Below are 17,258 nucleotides of genomic sequence, written 5' to 3'. Positions count from 1 at the left end.
CCGGGGGAGTTGTCATGAAAGCGTTTCTGAAGCTGGCCAGTTTTGGCGTTGCCACCGCGCTGATTGCGCAGCCGGCCATCGCGGCCGACAAGATCAAGATCGGCGTCATCGTGACGCTGTCGGGACCTGCCGCCGCACTGGGCCAGCAGGTCCGTGATGGGTTCAACCTCGCGGTCAAGGATCTCGGCGGCAAGATGGGCGGCAAGGACGTCGAGGTCATCGTCGCCGACGACGAACTGAAGCCGGATGCGGCCATTACCAAGGCGAAGGGCCTGCTCGAGCGCGACAAGGTCGACTTCGTGGTCGGCCCGATCTTCTCCAACATGCTGCAGGCGATCCACCGTCCGGTCATCGAGAACAAGACCTTCCTGATCAGCCCGAACGCAGGACCATCGAGCTACGCTGGCAAGGAGTGCAGCCCGTTCTTCTATGTCACCTCCTACCAGAACGATCAGGTGCATGAGGTCCTGGGCAAGGTCGCGCAGGACCGCGGTTACAAGCGGGTCTATCTCCTGGTGCCGAACTATCAGGCCGGCCGCGACTCGGTTGCCGGCTTCAAGCTCGACTATAAGGGCGAGATCGTCGAAGAGTCCTACGTGCCGCTGAACACGCTCGACTTCCAGCCGGAGCTGTCCAAGATCTCCTCGCAGAAGCCCGATGCCGTGTTCACCTTCATGCCAGGCGGCATGGGCGTCAATCTCGTCAAGCAGTACAAGCAGGCCGGCCTCGCAGAGAGCATCCCGGTGCTGTCGGCGTTCACAGTGGATGAATCGACTCTGCCGGCGCAGCAGGACGCCGCGGTCGGCATGTTCGGCGGCGCCGATTGGGCGCCCAATCTCGACAATCCCCAGAACAAGAAGTTCGTGGCAGGTTACGAGGCAGCCTATCACAGCGTGCCCGGCACCTACGCGATGCAGGCCTATGACACAGCGCTTCTGATCGACAGCGCGGTGAAGGCCGTCGGCGGCGATCTCGGCAACAAGGACGCCGTGTCCGCAGCCTTGAAGAAGGCCGACTTCACCTCGCTGCGCGGCAACTTCAAGTTCAACAGCAACGGCTATCCGATCCAGGACTTCTACCTGACCAAGGTCGCCAAGCGTCCGGACGGAAAATTCCAGACCGAGATCGTGCAGAAGGTATTCGAGAATTACGGCGATCGTTACGCCAAAGACTGCCCAGCCAAGTAACAAAGGGAGCGAAACATATGAGCCATCCGGAAATCGCCGGCATCACCCGCGCCAATGAAGGCATCCAGGGCATTTCCTGGAGCATCCTGGGCCAGACCTATGTGCCGAAGAACCGCACCGAGCACAGCTTCTCCTGGCACGCGACGTTTCCGAACGGCACCTTCGTGCCGCCGCACGTCCATCCGGACCAGGACGAATATCTCTACATCCTGGAAGGTCGGCTCGACTTCATGCTCGACGGCGCCGACGAATATGCGACGGCCGGCGATACAGTGCGGCTGCCGATGGGCAAACCACATGGCATCTTCAACAAGTCAGGTCAGACCGCGAAGACCCTGTTCTGGGTGTCGCCGACGCGGCGGCTGTACGACCTGTTCTGGGCCATCCACAACATGCGCGAGCAGAACCCGGATGATGTCGTCAAGCTTGCGGCCGAATACAACATCCACTTCCTGCCGCCCCCTCCGCAATAAGCGGAGGGATCAAGAGGCTTGCCGCGTCAGCATGCGCGCGGCAAAGCCGGCCCGGGCGGCATAGCCGCGCACGATCGCCTCGCGGGCTTCGTAGTTGAGAATGGTGTCGACGTCGCTGAAGCCTTGCGGTGCGAGCTGCTCGACCGCATCGATCACCCCCTCCGGGCCGCCGCGGCGATTCGAGGCGACGATATCGGCGGTCATCGGCAGCCGTTTCTGCTGATAGGCCATCAGCGCCTGGCGCGGATGCTCGGCCTGCGCCAGCGCATCGGCCAAGGCGCGTGCATCGAGGATGGCCTGCGAGGCGCCATTCGATCCGACCGGATACATCGGATGGGCGGCGTCACCGAGCAGCGTCACCCGGCCACTGCTCCAATAGGGCAAGGGATCGCGGTCGCAGCAGGGATATTCCCAGAACTCCGGCGTCGCGCGCACCAGCGCGCCGAAATCGAGCTGGGGAATATGGAAGCCCGCGACATGCGGCATCAGTTCGTCGGCCCGGCCGAGCCGCGACCAGTCCTCGCGGCGCGGCGGCGCGGTGTTGGCATCGCCGATGCGCACCAAGACCGCCCAGTTGGTGAGCCGCGTGGCCGGGCTCGAGCCTTCCGCGATCGGATAGATCACGGCCTTGGCGTTGAGCCCGCCGGCGATGATCATCGACTGCCCGGTCAGGAACACCGGCCAGTCGGTCGCGCCGCGCCACAGCATCAGCCCGTTCCAGCACGGCGGGCCTTCGTTCGGGAACAAGGTCTGCCGCACCTTGGAATGGATGCCGTCGGCGCCGATCAGAATATCGCCCCGCGCGGTATGAACATGAGCACCGGAGCGGTCGAAGAAATAGGCGGCCACCCCGCCCTCATCCTCGGTGAAGGATCCAAGTCGGCAGCCGGTGTGAACCTTCTCCGGTCCGAGCCGCTCCAGCACCGCCTGATGGATGACACCCTGCAGCCGGCCGCGGTGGATCGAGAATTGCGGCACGTCATGGCCGGCGTCGAGCCCGCGCTTTTCGTGCCAGACCTGCTGGCCGTGACGGGTCAAGTAGAACAGCTCGTAAGTGCGGATGGCGGCCTGGTCGAGCCGATCGAGCAACCCGAGCTGGGCCAGTTCGCGGATCGCATGCGGCAAAGTGTTGATGCCGACGCCAAGCTCACGGATCGCATCGGCCTGTTCGAACAGCTCGCAATCGATGCCGCGCGCCCGCAACATCAACGCGGTGGTCAGTCCGCCGATACCGCCGCCCACGATGATCGCCTTCATCGCCTCTACTCCACTCGCACAAGACCTCGCCGGCACCAGCGTGGCACGGCGGCTTACTCCGCCGCAAGCGGCTTCGTCGCCGCCAATTTCAGCTCGGCCCGGGTCTTCGGCTTAGCCTTAATTTTCAGGTCCTCGAAATCCTGCCGCTCGCGCACGCTGTTGCGGAAGATCTGCTCTTTGCCCGGCAGATATTGCGGCGGGCAGAACACCTCCGCGCCGTACCAGGCAGCAGCCTTGATGGTGAAGGACGGATCGACCAGATGCGGCCGTCCGAGCGCGACGAGGTCAGCGCGGCCGGCGGCGAGGATCGTATTGACCTGGTCGGCCGTGGTGATGTTGCCGACGCACATGGTGGCGACGCGCGCCTCGTTGCGGACCTGATCGGAGAACGGAGTCTGGAACATGCGGCCATAGACTGGCTGAGCGTCGCGCACGGTCTGCCCCGTGGAGACGTCGACGAGATCGACGCCCGCCTCGGCAAAGGCCCGCGCGATCAGCACCGCATCATCGCCTGTGATGCCGCCCTCGGCCCAGTCGGTGGCGGAGAGGCGCACCGACATCGGCTTATGCGCCGGCCAGGCGGCGCGCATCGCGCTGAAGACTTCGAGCGGGAAGCGCAGCCGGTTCTCCAGCGAGCCGCCATACGCGCCGGTCCGCTTGTTTGTCAGCGGCGAGATGAAGCTCGCGAGCAGATAGCCATGGGCGCAATGCAGCTCCAGCATGTCGAAGCCGCAGGCCGCGCCGCGCTCGGTCGCCGCGACGAACTCGGCCTTGATTCGATCCATCGCCGCGCGGTCGAGTTCGCGCGGCACCTGGCTGTCCGGGAAATAGGGCAATGGCGATGCCGACACCACTTCCCAGCCGCCCTCTTCCAGCGGCCGATCGATGCCGTCCCACATCAGCTTGGTCGCGCCCTTGCGGCCAGCATGGCCAAGCTGCAGCGCAAATTTCGCGTGCGAATTGGCGTGGACGAAATCGACGATCCGCTTCCACGCCGCTTCCTGCTCATCGTTCCACAAGCCGGCGCAGCCGGGCGTGATCCGCGCGTCGCGGCCGACGCAGGTCATCTCTGTGAAGATCAATCCGGCGCCACCGATTGCGCGCGAGCCGTAATGCACAAGATGAAAGTCGCCCGGCACACCCTCAGCCGCCGAATACATGCACATCGGCGAGACCACCGCACGGTTCGCCAGCGTCATCTCGCGCAGACGCAGCGGCTGAAACATCGGCGCCGCCGGCTTTCCGACATCGACGTCAAAACCCTTGGCGCGAACCTGGCGAGCGAACGCCTTGTCGACCTCGGCGACGAAATCAGGCGCACGTAGTGTCAGATTGTCATAGGTGATCGCCTTGGAGCGCGTCATCACGCCGAAGGCGAACTGCACCGGATCGAAATCCCAGAACCGGTCGACGTGCTCGAACCAGACCAGCGAAACGTCGGCGGCATGCTGGGTCTTCTCGACCTCCTCGCGCCGTCCGTGCTCATAGACATCGAGCGCAGCCATGACATCAGGCGCATGTTGCATGGCATCCGCCAGCGCGATCGCGTCCTCCATCGCGAGCTTGGTACCCGAACCGATCGAGAAATGCGCGCTGGCCTTGGCATCGCCGAGCAGCACCATGTTGCCCTTGACCCAGCGCTTGTTGCGGATCATCGGGAAATTGCGCCACATCGAACGGTTGGTCAGGAGCGGGTGATCGCCCAGGAACCAGCCGAAGATCTCCTTCATCCGATCGGCAGACTGCCGCTCATCAAGGCCGGTGAGCCCGGCGCGCACGAACGTCTCAGGATCGGTCTCGAAAATCCAGGTCGAACGGCCCGCTTCGTACTGATAAGCGTGCGCGATGAACGGGCCCCATTCGGTCTCCTGGAAAATGAAGGTGAAGGCATCGAGCGGCTTGGTCGACCCCATCCAGGCGAACTTGTTGCTGCGGAGATCGACCTCGGGCTGGAAGTGGTCGAAATATTTCTCGCGGAAACGGCTGTTGATGCCGTCGGCGAGGATGATGAGATCCGCATCGGCAAACCGCGCCTCATCATCGATCTCAACCTCGAAATGGATGACAACGCCGAGTTCGCGTGCGCGCTCCTGCAGGATCGTCAGCAAAGTCCGGCGCGAGCAGCCGCAAAAGCCATTGCCGCCGACGCGATGCACGGTGCCGCGGAAGTGGACAGCGATATCGTCCCAATAGGCGAATTCCTCGGTGATGCGACGGTAGCTCGGCAGATCGTATTTCTCGAAATTGTCGAGCGTCGCGTCGGAAAACACCACGCCGAAACCGAAGGTGTCATCGGCGCGGTTGCGTTCGTAGACCGCGATGTCGGCACTCGGGCGCTGCTTCTTGAGCAGGATCGCCGCATAGAGACCAGCCGGTCCACCGCCGATGATCGCGATCTTCATTCATGCCTCCCGACCGATGCCGAGCCAACCTCGAATTATTTTAAACCTAAAATATATTCTGACAAGTCCCCCGCCCACTCGGCACCGTCAATTGCCTTGAAATACCGGCTTGGTCTTGGCGGCGAACGCTTCGAAGGCGCGCTTGAAATCCTCTGTGGTCATGCACAACGCCTGGGCAACTGCCTCCGCTTCGATCGCCTCCTCCACCGACATCGCCCATTCCATCGCCAGCATGCGCTTCGTCATGGTATTGGCAAAGGTCGGCCCATGCGCGATCTCGCGCGCCATCGCCTCAGCCTGGGACAGCACCTCGCTCGGCGCGACGAGGCGGCTGAAAAAGCCCCAGCGTTCGCCCTCTTCCGCGCTCATGAAGCGCCCGGTGTAGAGCAGCTCGGCGGCGCGCGACTGGCCGATGATGCGCGGCAGGATCGCGCAAGCGCCCATGTCGCAGCCGGCGAGCCCGACCTTGTTGAACAGGAAAGCCACCTTGGCGCTCGCGGCGGCAAGCCTGATGTCCGACGCCATCGCGACGATCGCGCCGGCGCCGGCGCAGATTCCCTCGACGGCAGCTAAGATCGGCTGCGGACAGGCTCGCATCGCCTTGACCAGATCGCCGGTCATGCGGGTAAAAGCGGTCAACCCCTTGGTATCCATCTGCACCAGCGGGCCGATGATCTCGAACACGTCGCCGCCGGAGGAGAAATTGCCGCCGGCGCCGGTCACCACGATCGCCTTCACTTCATCGTCGAACGCGCAGGCACGAAAGAAGTCGGTCAGTTCGCGATAGCTCTCGAAGGTCAGCGGGTTCTTCCGCTCGGGACGGTTCAGCGTCACGGTCGCGACCCGGTCCGTCACCGTCAGCAGGAAATGGCTCGGCTTGTAGTCCGCCAACGGCACGGTGACGGGATTGGCCGGTCTCATCATGAATACTCCCTCTGCTTCCTATCCCTCGACCCGCTTCAAATCTCGCCGCCGGCCACCGCAATCGCCTGGCCGGTGATCGCGCTGGCGTGCTCGCCACAGAGCCACAACACGGTGTCGGCGACCTCCTGCGGCGTGACGAGGCGTCCTTGCGGATTGTGCCTGGCGAGCTCGGCGGCGGCCTGCTCGCGGCTGCGGCCGGTCTTTTTCATGATGGTCTCGATGCTGCCGGCCACGAGATCGGTGTCGGTGAAGCCCGGGCAGACCGCGTTGACGGTGACGCCTGTCGCTGCGAGCTCAAGTGCCAGCGACCGGGTCAGGCCGATCACCGCGTGCTTGGCCGCCGCGTACGCGGTGACGTAAGCGTAGCCTTTCAGTCCGGCGGTCGAAGCCACCGTGACGATGCGGCCGTAAGGCCTCTCCTTCATCGCGGGCAGCACCGCCTGCACGGCATGCACAACGCCCATGAGATTGACGTCGATCATGCGACGAAACAGCGCCGCATCCGACTTCACGAACGGCGCGGATTCCGCGCTGCCCGCATTCGCGATCAAAATATCGATCGGCTGCCGTGCCGCGGCGCCCGCCACCGCGGCGTTCAGCGCCGCCTGGTCGGCGACATCAGCCACCGCGGCATGATCGGCGCAGCCACCCGCGACCGCCTCTTCTAAAGTTGCGGCATTGCGACCGACGATCGTGACGGTGGCGCCGGCCTGCTTCAGGACACGCGCGATCTCGCGACCGATGCCGCGGCCACCGCCGGTGACCAGCGCATGGGCCGAAACAGGCAAACCCGACATGCGCGTCCTCCTCGCATCTGCCGACCATTCGATGCGGGACGATATTTTAACCTTCAAATATTTGCAACACGGCCGCTGCGCGAGGGCAAACGCGGTTCGCCGCGCCGCTAAAACCACCCGCCGATCGATCCGCCTTGGCCGCAGCGCGCCTAATCCGTTGCGCGCCGGCCGGTGCGTCGATTGAGCGGATCGCGCCGTTCGCGGAGCAACCCTTCCGGCAACACCGGCTCGGTGCCCGGCAGCGGCTCGGCGCGCACATCGGCGCCCCATTGCTCGCGCTGGCGCGGCGTGGTCGCGTCCTTCACCTGGTGGCCTTGCGGCAAGCCATCCTTGTTGATGGGGTCGTAGGCGCCGGAGCGGATGTCGCGGGTGTCCTTGGAGATGCTCGTCATCATGAAGGATTAACGAGCAGCGACGGCCGATCGTTCCCGAGATCGGCGAACTGGCTGGGGCGGGAGGGATCGAACCTCCGAATGGCGGAATCAAAATCCGCTGCCTTACCGCTTGGCTACGCCCCACCAGACAAACCGGGACAAAGGCGGCCTCGCCGCCTTGCCGATTCCGGCTTCCGCCCGGTGGTCTACAGAGCCGGGTCCGGGTTTTCAACCGGCTGCCGGCGGGAATTTTGGGGGCCTCCGCCCCGATCCGCGGCGGATGCGGATTCATCAAGCTTCTGAATGCCTTGCGCCGATCTCCCAAACCGCGATCCCAGCGCCTTCGCAAAGCGCGCGAAAAAGTTGAGGCTTGGGCGGTTTCATGGGAAGACGGCGCCAAATCCCAATCTCCATTCGAGGAAGCGTCATGACCTACCGCGCGCCGATCAACGACATCCTGCTCGCCCTCAACCACGGCGCCGGGCTCAAAGCGGCCGTCGAGGCCGGCCATTACGGCGATTTCGACCCCGACATCACCACAGCCGTGCTGGAGGAAGCCGGCAAGTTCGCCTCCGACGTGCTGGCGCCGCTGAACAAGGTCGGCGACCGCAACGGCGTCAAGCTGGCCGACGGCAAGGTGACGACCGCGCCGGGCTGGCCGGACGCCTACAAGCGCTGGACCGAGGCTGGCTGGAATGCGGTCTCCGGCCCGGAAGCGTTCGGCGGCCAGGGCCTGCCGCTCGCCATCAACGCCGCCTGCACCGAAATCTGGAGCGCCTCCAACGTCGCCTTCGGCCTCTGCCCGCTGCTGACGCTGTCGGCCATCGAGGCGCTCGATGCCCATGGCAGCGAGGAGTTGAAGCGGATTTATCTCGCCAAGCTGATCTCCGGCGAGTGGACCGGCACCATGCAGCTCACGGAGCCGCAGGCCGGCTCCGACGTCGGTGCGCTCCGCACCCGCGCCGAGCGCGCCGCCGACGGCAGCTACCGCATCACCGGCAGCAAGATCTTCATCACCTATGGCGATCACGACATGACCGACAACATCGTGCATTTCGTGCTCGCGCGGCTGCCCGATGCGCCGGCCGGCACCAAGGGAATCTCGCTGTTCCTGATCCCCAAATTCCTGGTCAACGCCGACGGCTCGCTGGGCGCCCGCAACGACATCTATCCCTCCGGCATCGAGCACAAGCTCGGCATGCACGCCTCCCCCACCTGCACCATGACCATGGGCGATCATGGCGGCGCGATCGGCTATCTGATCGGCGAAGAGAATGCCGGCATGCGCTGCATGTTCACGATGATGAACCAGGCCCGGCTCGGCGTCGGCCTCGAGGGCGTCGGCGTCGCCGATCGCGCCTATCAGCAGGCGCTCAGCTATGCGCAGGAGCGCAAACAAGGCCGCGCGATCGGCAGCAAGGGCACCGGCTCCGACCCGATCATCGTGCATCCCGACGTCAAGCGCATGCTGCTGCAGATGCGCGCGCTCACCGCCGCCTCGCGCTCGATCTGCTACGCCACCGCGGTCGCGCTCGACGTCGCCACGCGCGCCAAGGACGCAAGCGTGCGCAACGAGGCCGCCGCGCGCGGCGCGCTGCTAACGCCGATCGCCAAGGCGTTCTCCACCGACATCGGCAACGAGGTCGCCTATCTCGGCGTGCAGGTGCATGGCGGCATGGGCTTCATCGAGGAGACCGGCGCCGCGCAGCATTATCGCGACGCCCGCATCACCGCGATCTATGAGGGCACCAACGGCATCCAGGCGATCGACCTCGTCACCCGCAAGCTCGGCGCCAATGGCGGCGCCTCGGTGTTCAAGCTGCTCGACGAGCTCACCGACATCGTCCGCCGCGTCGAGGCCTCCAACGATCCGGCTTTCGGCACCACGGGCGCGAAGCTGCGCGACGCGCTGGGGTCGCTCGACCGCTCCAGCCGCTGGCTGCTGGAGAAGCTGGCATCGAACCCGAACGACGCGCTGGCCGGCGCCACGCCCTATCTGCGGCTGTTCGGCTCAGCGCTCGGCGGCTGCATGCTGGCCAACGAGGCGCTCGCCGCGCGCTCTGAGGGTGAAGCCGATGGCGCCCGTCACGTCGCCCTCGCCCGCTTCTTCGCCGAGACCTTCGCCGTGCAGGGGCCGTCCTTGGAAAAGACCGTCACCGACGCCGCCGACAGCGTGATGGCGGCGGACGCCGTGCTGGTGGGGTGAGGACGGACGCGCTCGCGCCACTTGACGCGCCCCAAATGAGGAACGTCATGCCCGGGCTTGACCCGGGCATCCACGCCTTCGGTCCCGCGCGGCACGACGTGGATGGCCGGGACAAGCCCGGCCATGACGGCGGAGCTTGAGGCGCGCAGCCGTTCATCAGACCGCTTCCGTTTCACATCTCAAACAGCAATGTTGCGACATGCGCCCGCTTCCTCGCGACGCCAACGCGTCCGAGCTTTGCATCTCGCATCGCCCTCATGAAGTGGAGGGCGCAGGGAAGGCCGGGAGCTCGCCGCCCCCATGGCCCCCGTGCGAACAAAAATGCACGGGGCAGGAACCACAGGTTCGGCCTGAGACATCCCGGCCTTCCCTGCGCGATGGTGTTACGACTTATACGTGATCTCCTTGGGGACCGGCTGTCTTGCCCCCATCGCCTGCGCGCTCGTCGCACGCCGGCTTGGCATCAGCACCGGGATGCCAGGACCACACGATTTCGCCGTCCGCGCCAGCGCGTTCGTCGGCGAAGTCATCACTCCGCTGCGCGCCGCCGCGTCCATCGCATTCCGTTGCCAACGTCCGTGACGATCGCGATACGCCCCTCCGGCGGAACAGAACGGGCACACGATAAAACTGATTTGGGGCAAACGCGAAGCGATTTATGTTTTTCCGAAGGAGTTGACAGGGCTTTGCGAAAGCCAGGTGGTTTGCCCGACAGGCGGCGATGGAGCGTTTGCAGCATCATTCCGGCCTGGGCTGATCATCGGTCAGCACGGCCGATCCTTCAGGATCTGGCGCGCCGCCAGCGCGATGCGTTTCGCCAGGTTCAAGGCGGTCTCCTCGTCCCTTACGTAGAAGATGTCGTCGCTCATCAGGCGGTCGTCGAGCCAGGCGCGAAACGCCTGCTCGCTGTCCGCGGTGAACGTGCCGTCTTCATAGATGAAGCCGCTCAGGGGACCTTCGATCACATAATCCGTATCGGCCGGATTCGGAGATGGCCTGGCGCATTGGGCCCAGATGCGGCCATCCTCATCGACGAACGCCAGCACGCCATGTTCGCGCTCTTCGAGTTTCATCCGACCTCCGGCGCGACAACGACCGTGATCACCGGAGCCGCGCAGCTAGCCCTGCCCCGGGCAGCTGATCTCCTTATAGACGGCGTCGGCGAACGCCTTGATGCCGGTATTGATGCGCAAGGGAGAGGTCAGCGTCTGATAGGTGACGATGCCGCGCGTGATCGAAATCACCTTGTAGCTCTCCGCGATCTTCGTCTTGTAGCATTTGCCGGCCTGGATGGCGTCCTCATTCAATGGCATGTTCGTCCCACAGTGTTCGAGCGGTCGCGTCCCGGACATCAATCAAGAATCACGCCAGCGGCGCCACGCGCCGGACCGTCGAGGGGGCCGGCGGATCACGATCGACGGCCTTGAACGCATCGAGGCAGGCAAGCAACGCCTGCTGACCGTCCGCCACGGCCTCTTGCCGGTTCTCGCCGATGCCGATCACGCCAGGTATGTCGGGAAAGGTGACGAGACAACCGCCGCCATCCTCGGCCGCGAGCGTCGTCACATCGTAGACATAGGCAGTTGGGTCGATCATCGCCCGGCCTCATCCATATGGTCGATCATCGCAACGAAAGCCCGGATATGCGGAGCCCTGAGCTGCTTCGTGAGCGGAACGGTGACGCAATCGGGGACCGAGGGATGCAGGAAGACCTCGTGCGTGCCGGTGGTCTTGCGAAACTTGATTGCGTGCTGGGACGCGATGATTTCGAGGTCCACCGGCCTCCAGTCGCCACCCGGATTGGCTCTCAGCGCCTCGAGACGCTGATTGTGCATTTTGCGCTGTCCGGTTTCCGACATTTGGCCGGATGCCGACGCGCCAGGGATCCCAGCGATCTGAGGGGAAGCGGCCTCGCCAGGCGCCACGATCTGAACGAACGCGCCGATGAAGTCGCCGACGGTGTCGCGCCGATGCGCCAGCCGCCAGTTCTGCGAGAGGACCAAATGAGCGCCGTTCAGCTCGTTATGAAGCGCAACGAGCTCATCCATCATGGTCAAGACCCTGACGACGCTCAAATTGTACGGCTCCTGGGTGAATTTCCGCGCAAGGTCGATGCGTTCTTTCCTGAGACCTGCATTGCTGGCGAGCCAATCGACGATCGTGCCGCGCCAGAACTCCCTAGTGTTTGGCTCAGACATGTTTGCCTCAGACAATGTTTGGCTCGGACATGGCCGTGCTCCCATGGCGCTCTGCTCCAGGCGCGCATCCTCAAACGGCCGCCAACGCGGGGAGCTGATCGACGACGGAGGGAGCGATCCGCGGAGCGCCGTCCGCGTCCGGGTAGGCAAGCCTCGTGCCAGGGCGCACCCACGGACGGGACTGCCGGTGCGACAGCGCGACACACGCGCTACCCAGCAATTTCTTACAACCGAAGCACGTCGATTGCCGACCGATGCGCCGAGCCTAATCATAGGCGAAATGGCTCGCGCGCCACAGCTCGCACCGCCTCTCAAGGAGGGCGCAGCGAAGGCCGGGAGCTCGCCGCCCTCATGGCCCGAGCGCAACAAAAGCGCAGGCGGCGGTCACCACAGGTCCGGCCTGAGACATCCCAGCTCCGCGTCAGCGCGTTCGTCGGCGAAGTGATCACTCCGCTGCGCGCCGCCGCGCCCATCGCATTCCGTAGCCAACTTCCGTGGCGATCGCGACGCGCCCCTCCGCCGGAACGGAACGGGCACACGACAAAACTGATTTGGGGGGAAACGCGAAGTGATTTACGTTTTTCAGCAGGGCTTGACAGGACTTTGCAGCACGGAGGTGATTTGCCTGACAAGTTACCACCTCCTGCATCCAACAACGCTTGACGACAAACTACTTTAGCGTGCTATTCTTACACTAAATCACCCTGCGCACACGCCCACCATTGCAGAATCTAGCTTTATTTTGATCGCCCACTTGACCCACCCTCGCGTTCACTACCCGCTCGCTGCGCCATTTTGAGCTGATCTAGCAACATGCCACGGAAAATCGACCTACATAAACTCCGCCAACGTGCTCAGAAGAGCCTAAAGACGGCAATAGATCGCATCGAAAACGCCGAACAAGCCAAGCTCGACTACTTGTTAGTCCGCTGGATGTCTGCGATGACTGCAGTTGAAATACACGGGATATGGGAGCGGTACGCCGAAGATCGAATAGTCGCAGGACTAAACCACGATTCATCGCACTTCATCTCCGAAGAATCCATATCAGGCGTGTCGCACGTCACCGTTGGCCTAGCATCATTCATTGTTCGAAGGGGCAATAAGTACTTTGATTTTAGATCAATGGGAGACTTAATCGGCAAAGCCGACGGCTGGCTAGGAATGGGATCGAAGAATCCGTTCAGAAGCTTGCCGGCTCACGATCGAAACTACATTGATGTTCTGGCAAGCATAAGAAATTGCGTAGTGCACGGCAGCGACGCTGCCTGGGGCAGCTACAGGGCAAAGCTAGAATCGGTATATGGAATTTCTTACGCGCCGGAACCTGACGAATTCCTCAACGCAAAAGACAACCGTGCAACAAGTCCACTAAGATATCAGAGCAGATTGAAAGGACTCGCCAAGATTGTCGAACGCTCGATAAGCCAGACATAGAATCACCTTCTCCAGAACCTGCCACGCGGGCACGCTTCCGAAAGTCTCTCAGCAAATGGGCGAATCAGCAGATTGGTATCCAGCAATCTTGCACCGAGTTAGCCCTAGTTCCTACACACGCGCACCGGTAAAGCTCTTTGTGTGGAGAACCACGGCTAAGACTTGCGCTTTACGTAACAGAACGCACTGATCCAAAATCTCCATCTCGGCCCGAGGACCATATGGCAAAGAAGGTCAAGAACACCGGAAAAACGATCACCAAAAAGACGAAGAAGACTGCAGTCAAAAGGGCCGTTAAGAAGACGGCGAAGACAGCGCGGCGCAGAACTGCAAAATCAACCGATTGGATGCGACCACCACGAAAAGGCAAGAAGAAATCATGAGCGACGACAAACGAGACCATCAAGGGCCTGATCGGCCCCAGCCGCAACGCCCGCAGGATCGTCCGAAGCCATCAGACGATCAGGTTCGCAAAGATACGGACAGTGGTCGAATCCACCGCACGACAGATTGGAATAAGCCACCACGAAAGGACGACGATTGAGCGACTGGTCCGAGGACGGCTACTACGACACTTGCTTCGCAGTAGAACGAAGCCGCCGGTATCATGCCAAAATGCAAGCCTTCTACGATGGTTGTTACAATTTAACTCGGGTTGCGACGGCACTGACGGGCACGGCAAGCTTCTTCTCGTTGATTTCAGGAGGGGCAGGCACGACGATTGCAAAATGGCTCACTGGGATCGTCGCAGCAGCCGCTACTTTTGATCAGGTATTTCGCTTCAATCGAAAAGCGCGTGCTCACGAAGCACTAGCTCGAAGGTTCACAGAGTTGAGCTCAAAGCTTGCCGGTTGGGAACCTGTACCTCAGAATTTAAAAAGAGCCCGCACGGAACGACTGCGCATCGAAAGAGACGAACCACCTGTCAAGCGCCTAATCGATCTGTTAGCTCAAAACGAGGAAGTCCGTGCTCGTGGAATATCAAAGGATCATTGCGTTCCGCTAAGTCGACTCCAACGGACATTCGGCTATGTCTGGACCTTTGACATGCTCCGGCTCGAGAGATGGGAAGCCGAGCGAGGACAGCAGATGGAAGAATTGAAGATTCCGCAGTGATCAGGCCGCTTGGTAAATCTCGGCAAGCCCTATTCAGAATCATAAGGCGCGTAGAGGGACTACTCAGCGTAGCGTAGGGCGGCTTAGCCGAAGGCGTAACCCGCCGCCTTTCCGCTCATGCCGAGTGCTGGCGGATTACGCTTCGCTGATCCGCCCTACTCACTGCAACGGTGGTGACGTCACGACGCAATCACACCGCGCGCCAGAGGTCCGGCCGCTTCTTGTCGTTCAAATGCCGGACCCGGGCGACGTGAGGCGAATGGCCGTTGGCCTTGGCCCATGCTATGGCCTCGTGCTGGGTGCCGCAGGTCGCGAGCACGTGGTCGGCGTGGTCTTCCACGACGTAGTCGGCGATCGGACTTCCCTCCGGCCGGCCTTTGGGACGGGCCTCGACGAACACAGTTGCCATGCGACAGCTCTCCGACTCGTTATCGGAGATTGAGCATCCCATATTTGCATCGTTTGGGAGAGCCTCCATCCACGATGCAACGGCGGAGGTCCGGAAGCTCCCGGCCGCTACGCCAGCATCTTCGCAGCGACGGCAGTGTCAGCAAATTCGATCAGCTCGATGACCTTTCCATCGCGCAGCCGGAACAGGTCCAGGATCTCGGTCTCCTGTTCGACGTTCTTGGGAGCGCACCGCACGGTCACGCGAGAATGCACGGCTACCCGGTCCCCATCCACAAGTTCGGTCAGGACCCGCCGCTCCCTGAACTGGAACGTGTCGATGAGTTGAGCCATGCGCTCCCTCACCTGCGGTACCCCGCACGCGCTTCCCGCGACGCCCTCGCATCCCTCGTCCCCGGCCAGGGTGAAAACCGCCTCCGAATGGAATTCAGCCATCAAATCGTCCAACGCTCCCCTGTCGCGCGCTGCATATGCGCGCCTGACCTGCTCAAGGACGATCTCGCGATTTCCCATTGACCCCTCCCAAGGTTCAGCACGACGACCTTATCGACCTAAGGCTGTATTTGCAATCGAACTCCCGATGGACTCGCAGTTTAACTACGTAAGCCTATCGGACCTAACAGGATGCGATGCGACGAGACTGCTCCAGGACCTGCGAGGACAGCCGAACTAATCAGTACGTGTGCAAGGAGGCAAAGATGCCACACGAAAATACCAGCACCGTTGTTCATCCGGGCATCCCGTATCGCCGGCTTCAATCGCGAAGCCTGCAGCCCTCTCGAATGAACACCGCCCCTGGCCCGGCGACGGACGTTTGGTCCTGGGCGCGCGAGGTATGGTAAGCAGGCGGGCAACCGGCGAATCTCTCGCCGGGCAACAGCTGCCACCATGCAATCCGTGCCGCTCGTCGCCGAGCAGCGCCATCGAAACCGACGAGAGACGCCCGTGATACCCTGGAAACTGATCGACACCGCGGACGTGCCGGGCGGCGGTGAACAGCTGCGCCTCATGCAGCGCGGCAAGGAGTTCAGCATCAAGCTCGGCCAGAACGAATTGATGAGCAGCCGGCTGTTCGGGTCGGAAGAGGCGCTGGCGACGCTGAGCTGTTTCCGGATCAAGGAGCGACCGGCGCCGCACCTCTTGATCGGCGGGCTCGGCATGGGCTTCACGCTGCGGGCGGCGCTGAAGGTGCTCGGGCCGCAGGCGCGCGTCACCGTCGCCGAACTGGTGCCGGCGGTGATCGCCTGGGCGCGCGGGCCGATGGCCGAGCTATCCGGTGGCAGCCTGGACGATCCGCGCGTCACCATCCGCGAGGCCGACGTCCGTTCGATGATCGCCGCCGGGCGCGGCACGTATGACGCGATCCTGCTCGACGTCGACAATGGTCCGGAGGGCCTGACCCGGACCTCCAACGATGCGCTCTACGACATGGCGGGCCTGCGGGCCGCATTCGGCGCCTTGCGCCCGGGTGGCGTGCTGGCGGTGTGGTCGTCGAACCCGAACGACAAGTTCACCGCGCGTTTGCGCAAGGCCGGCTTCGTCGCCGAGGAGGTCAAGATCCGCGCCACCGGTACCGGCGGCGGTGCGCGTCACGTGATCTGGATCGCAACCCGGCCGGCAAAATAGCGCGGCGGCGATGTTCCCGTTCAACGCGGCCGTCAGGTCCCAGTCCGCCACTGCCACGCAACTCACGTCCGCGATGCTCGGATCGTGCCCTATGTCCGACCAAGCCCCTCGATCAGGACGTCGACGATCGCCGTCGCGCGCGATTTTCCTGAACGTTCGTCGCGAGCATCGACGATCGTGCCCTCCAGTCTGAGACTCACATAGCCATGAATGAGGGACCAGGCGGCAATTACCTGTGAATCGATGCTCGCCTTGGCCGTCGCGGCATCGGCACTCAGGATCGATTTGACGAGATCGTAGAGTACCGTGCCGGCAGCTTCCGCAGCCGATCTGTCGGATGCGAAATTGTCGCTGCGCCACAGCAGCCGGTAACGGTTCGGATGCTGGAGCGCATAGCCGACGATCACTTTGGCGACGGCATGCAGCCCCTCCCGCGACGAAGACGGCGCGCCGGCGAGCGCCTTTTTTACTTGCCTGACCAGCTCCTCGAAGATCCGGGCGGCTAGCGCCCCAAGTAATGCGTCCCGGTCCTTGAAATGGTTGGCCGGCGCCGAATGCGCGACACCGGCCTCCCGCGCCACCGCACGCACCGTGACCGCGTCGATGCCGCCCTCGTCCAACAGCTTCTGCGAGGCGTCCAGCAACACCTGCGCAAGGTTGCCGTGATGATAGGCCTTTTGAACCGTTTTGGCATTCCGCATATTGACAGCGTCCATATTCGAAGGGTATTCAATATGGACAATGTCCATATTGAGGTGAGTTGTGTCAACAGCAAACGCATTGTGCATCGCGGCCGCACTATCAATCGCGATCTCGCAACCGGCGCCGGCAGGCGAACGCCTGACCGGCACCT

The 17,258-nt window shown here is 63.0% G+C and carries 19 protein-coding genes and 1 tRNA gene; 6 read left to right on the top strand and 14 right to left on the bottom strand.

Annotation, left to right across the window (positions count from 1 at the left end; translation table 11 throughout):
- Window positions 1-14 precede the first annotated feature (14 nt).
- Together QX034_RS22495 and QX034_RS22490 are read left to right on the top strand one after the other, a co-directional pair.
- Window positions 15-1,187, top strand: a complete 1,173-nt coding sequence (locus tag QX034_RS22495; RefSeq protein ID WP_315706988.1) for an ABC transporter substrate-binding protein — start codon at window positions 15-17, stop codon at window positions 1,185-1,187.
- A 17-nt stretch (window positions 1,188-1,204) separates the two neighbouring features.
- On the top strand, window positions 1,205-1,660 hold the full coding sequence (locus QX034_RS22490) for a cupin domain-containing protein (RefSeq protein WP_315741612.1): 456 nt from the start codon (window positions 1,205-1,207) through the stop codon (window positions 1,658-1,660).
- A 9-nt stretch (window positions 1,661-1,669) separates the two neighbouring features.
- On the opposite strand, the gene QX034_RS22485 is transcribed toward QX034_RS22490, so the two are convergent.
- The 6 genes from QX034_RS22485 to QX034_RS22460 form a co-directional block, all read right to left on the bottom strand.
- On the bottom strand, window positions 1,670-2,917 hold the full coding sequence (locus QX034_RS22485; RefSeq protein WP_315741613.1) for a flavin-dependent oxidoreductase: 1,248 nt from the start codon (window positions 2,915-2,917) through the stop codon (window positions 1,670-1,672).
- 53 nt (window positions 2,918-2,970) lie between these two features.
- A complete protein-coding gene (locus QX034_RS22480; protein WP_316167835.1) occupies window positions 2,971-5,319 on the bottom strand; it encodes a bifunctional salicylyl-CoA 5-hydroxylase/oxidoreductase in 2,349 nt (782 codons plus the stop codon).
- Window positions 5,320-5,406: 87 nt separating this feature from the next.
- Window positions 5,407-6,243 (bottom strand): enoyl-CoA hydratase family protein, encoded by an 837-nt coding sequence (locus QX034_RS22475; protein ID WP_315706984.1) that lies wholly within the window; start codon window positions 6,241-6,243, stop codon window positions 5,407-5,409.
- A gap of 35 nt (window positions 6,244-6,278) precedes the next feature.
- A complete protein-coding gene (locus QX034_RS22470; RefSeq protein ID WP_315706983.1) occupies window positions 6,279-7,040 on the bottom strand; it encodes an SDR family oxidoreductase in 762 nt (253 codons plus the stop codon).
- Between the two features lie 149 nt (window positions 7,041-7,189).
- Entirely contained in the window at window positions 7,190-7,435 is a 246-nt protein-coding gene (locus tag QX034_RS22465) for a hypothetical protein (protein ID WP_315765057.1), read from the bottom strand.
- 48 nt (window positions 7,436-7,483) lie between these two features.
- Window positions 7,484-7,558: transfer RNA gene (locus QX034_RS22460), tRNA-Gln, on the bottom strand.
- 283 nt (window positions 7,559-7,841) lie between these two features.
- Between QX034_RS22460 and QX034_RS22455 the strand changes: the two genes are divergently transcribed.
- Entirely contained in the window at window positions 7,842-9,620 is a 1,779-nt protein-coding gene (locus QX034_RS22455; RefSeq protein ID WP_316195813.1) for an acyl-CoA dehydrogenase, read from the top strand.
- 764 nt (window positions 9,621-10,384) lie between these two features.
- Here QX034_RS22455 and QX034_RS22450 read toward each other — a convergent pair.
- The 4 genes from QX034_RS22450 to QX034_RS22435 are packed head-to-tail and all read right to left on the bottom strand — an operon-like array spanning window position 10,385 to window position 11,818.
- Window positions 10,385-10,693 carry a hypothetical protein gene (locus QX034_RS22450; protein ID WP_316195811.1) on the bottom strand — a complete coding sequence of 103 codons (309 nt, stop codon included), beginning with the start codon at window positions 10,691-10,693 and terminating at the stop codon, window positions 10,385-10,387.
- A gap of 45 nt (window positions 10,694-10,738) precedes the next feature.
- Window positions 10,739-10,933 carry a hypothetical protein gene (locus QX034_RS22445; protein WP_315741617.1) on the bottom strand — a complete coding sequence of 65 codons (195 nt, stop codon included), beginning with the start codon at window positions 10,931-10,933 and terminating at the stop codon, window positions 10,739-10,741.
- A 49-nt stretch (window positions 10,934-10,982) separates the two neighbouring features.
- On the bottom strand, window positions 10,983-11,216 hold the full coding sequence (locus tag QX034_RS22440) for a type II toxin-antitoxin system HicB family antitoxin (RefSeq protein WP_316195809.1): 234 nt from the start codon (window positions 11,214-11,216) through the stop codon (window positions 10,983-10,985).
- Complete coding sequence (locus QX034_RS22435) at window positions 11,213-11,818, bottom strand: hypothetical protein (RefSeq protein ID WP_316195808.1); 606 nt, start codon at window positions 11,816-11,818, stop codon at window positions 11,213-11,215. The genes QX034_RS22440 and QX034_RS22435 overlap by 4 nt, the downstream gene beginning before the upstream one ends.
- Window positions 11,819-12,760: 942 nt before the next feature.
- Between QX034_RS22435 and QX034_RS22430 the strand changes: the two genes are divergently transcribed.
- Entirely contained in the window at window positions 12,761-13,255 is a 495-nt protein-coding gene (locus tag QX034_RS22430; RefSeq protein ID WP_316195806.1) for a hypothetical protein, read from the top strand.
- Between the two features lie 169 nt (window positions 13,256-13,424).
- Here the strand turns inward: QX034_RS22430 and QX034_RS22425 are convergent, their stop codons facing one another.
- The gene (locus QX034_RS22425; protein WP_316195805.1) at window positions 13,425-13,658 is read right to left on the bottom strand and encodes a hypothetical protein; all 234 of its coding nucleotides are present in this window, start codon (window positions 13,656-13,658) and stop codon (window positions 13,425-13,427) included.
- A 137-nt stretch (window positions 13,659-13,795) separates the two neighbouring features.
- On the opposite strand from QX034_RS22425, the gene QX034_RS22420 reads away from it, so the two are divergent.
- A complete protein-coding gene (locus tag QX034_RS22420; RefSeq protein WP_316195803.1) occupies window positions 13,796-14,371 on the top strand; it encodes a hypothetical protein in 576 nt (191 codons plus the stop codon).
- Between the two features lie 190 nt (window positions 14,372-14,561).
- Here the strand turns inward: QX034_RS22420 and QX034_RS22415 are convergent, their stop codons facing one another.
- Both QX034_RS22415 and QX034_RS22410 read right to left on the bottom strand, forming a co-directional pair.
- Window positions 14,562-14,780 (bottom strand): hypothetical protein, encoded by a 219-nt coding sequence (locus QX034_RS22415; RefSeq protein ID WP_316195801.1) that lies wholly within the window; start codon window positions 14,778-14,780, stop codon window positions 14,562-14,564.
- Window positions 14,781-14,887: 107 nt separating this feature from the next.
- Complete coding sequence (locus tag QX034_RS22410; RefSeq protein WP_316195799.1) at window positions 14,888-15,292, bottom strand: nuclear transport factor 2 family protein; 405 nt, start codon at window positions 15,290-15,292, stop codon at window positions 14,888-14,890.
- Window positions 15,293-15,724: 432 nt separating this feature from the next.
- On the opposite strand from QX034_RS22410, the gene QX034_RS22405 reads away from it, so the two are divergent.
- Window positions 15,725-16,405 carry a spermidine synthase gene (locus tag QX034_RS22405; protein ID WP_315706974.1) on the top strand — a complete coding sequence of 227 codons (681 nt, stop codon included), beginning with the start codon at window positions 15,725-15,727 and terminating at the stop codon, window positions 16,403-16,405.
- Between the two features lie 89 nt (window positions 16,406-16,494).
- On the opposite strand, the gene QX034_RS22400 is transcribed toward QX034_RS22405, so the two are convergent.
- Window positions 16,495-17,256, bottom strand: coding sequence for a TetR/AcrR family transcriptional regulator (locus QX034_RS22400; RefSeq protein WP_316195798.1), 762 nt, complete (start codon window positions 17,254-17,256; stop codon window positions 16,495-16,497).
- Window positions 17,257-17,258 lie beyond the last annotated feature (2 nt).

The organism is Bradyrhizobium sp. SZCCHNR3119, assembly GCF_032487775.1.
Taxonomy (GTDB): domain Bacteria; phylum Pseudomonadota; class Alphaproteobacteria; order Rhizobiales; family Xanthobacteraceae; genus Bradyrhizobium.
The sequence above is the reverse complement of the archived record's forward strand: the minus strand, read 5'-3'. Positions and strand labels throughout refer to the sequence as shown.

What these genes read in the sequence shown, in the direction of transcription:
- QX034_RS22440 (WP_316195809.1), bottom strand. Translation starts at nt 11,216, where the DNA reads ATGATCGACCCAACTGCCTATGTCTACGATGTGACGACGCTCGCGGCC.
- QX034_RS22415 (WP_316195801.1), bottom strand. Translation starts at nt 14,780, where the DNA reads ATGGCAACTGTGTTCGTCGAGGCCCGTCCCAAAGGCCGGCCGGAGGGA.
- QX034_RS22410 (WP_316195799.1), bottom strand. Translation starts at nt 15,292, where the DNA reads ATGGGAAATCGCGAGATCGTCCTTGAGCAGGTCAGGCGCGCATATGCA.
- QX034_RS22435 (WP_316195808.1), bottom strand. Translation starts at nt 11,818, where the DNA reads ATGTCTGAGCCAAACACTAGGGAGTTCTGGCGCGGCACGATCGTCGAT.
- QX034_RS22495 (WP_315706988.1), top strand. Translation starts at nt 15, where the DNA reads ATGAAAGCGTTTCTGAAGCTGGCCAGTTTTGGCGTTGCCACCGCGCTG.
- QX034_RS22430 (WP_316195806.1), top strand. Translation starts at nt 12,761, where the DNA reads ATGACTGCAGTTGAAATACACGGGATATGGGAGCGGTACGCCGAAGAT.
- QX034_RS22485 (WP_315741613.1), bottom strand. Translation starts at nt 2,917, where the DNA reads ATGAAGGCGATCATCGTGGGCGGCGGTATCGGCGGACTGACCACCGCG.
- QX034_RS22470 (WP_315706983.1), bottom strand. Translation starts at nt 7,040, where the DNA reads ATGTCGGGTTTGCCTGTTTCGGCCCATGCGCTGGTCACCGGCGGTGGC.
- QX034_RS22455 (WP_316195813.1), top strand. Translation starts at nt 7,842, where the DNA reads ATGACCTACCGCGCGCCGATCAACGACATCCTGCTCGCCCTCAACCAC.
- QX034_RS22445 (WP_315741617.1), bottom strand. Translation starts at nt 10,933, where the DNA reads ATGCCATTGAATGAGGACGCCATCCAGGCCGGCAAATGCTACAAGACG.
- QX034_RS22450 (WP_316195811.1), bottom strand. Translation starts at nt 10,693, where the DNA reads ATGAAACTCGAAGAGCGCGAACATGGCGTGCTGGCGTTCGTCGATGAG.
- QX034_RS22490 (WP_315741612.1), top strand. Translation starts at nt 1,205, where the DNA reads ATGAGCCATCCGGAAATCGCCGGCATCACCCGCGCCAATGAAGGCATC.
- QX034_RS22480 (WP_316167835.1), bottom strand. Translation starts at nt 5,319, where the DNA reads ATGAAGATCGCGATCATCGGCGGTGGACCGGCTGGTCTCTATGCGGCG.
- QX034_RS22425 (WP_316195805.1), bottom strand. Translation starts at nt 13,658, where the DNA reads ATGGTCTCGTTTGTCGTCGCTCATGATTTCTTCTTGCCTTTTCGTGGT.
- QX034_RS22465 (WP_315765057.1), bottom strand. Translation starts at nt 7,435, where the DNA reads ATGATGACGAGCATCTCCAAGGACACCCGCGACATCCGCTCCGGCGCC.
- QX034_RS22475 (WP_315706984.1), bottom strand. Translation starts at nt 6,243, where the DNA reads ATGATGAGACCGGCCAATCCCGTCACCGTGCCGTTGGCGGACTACAAG.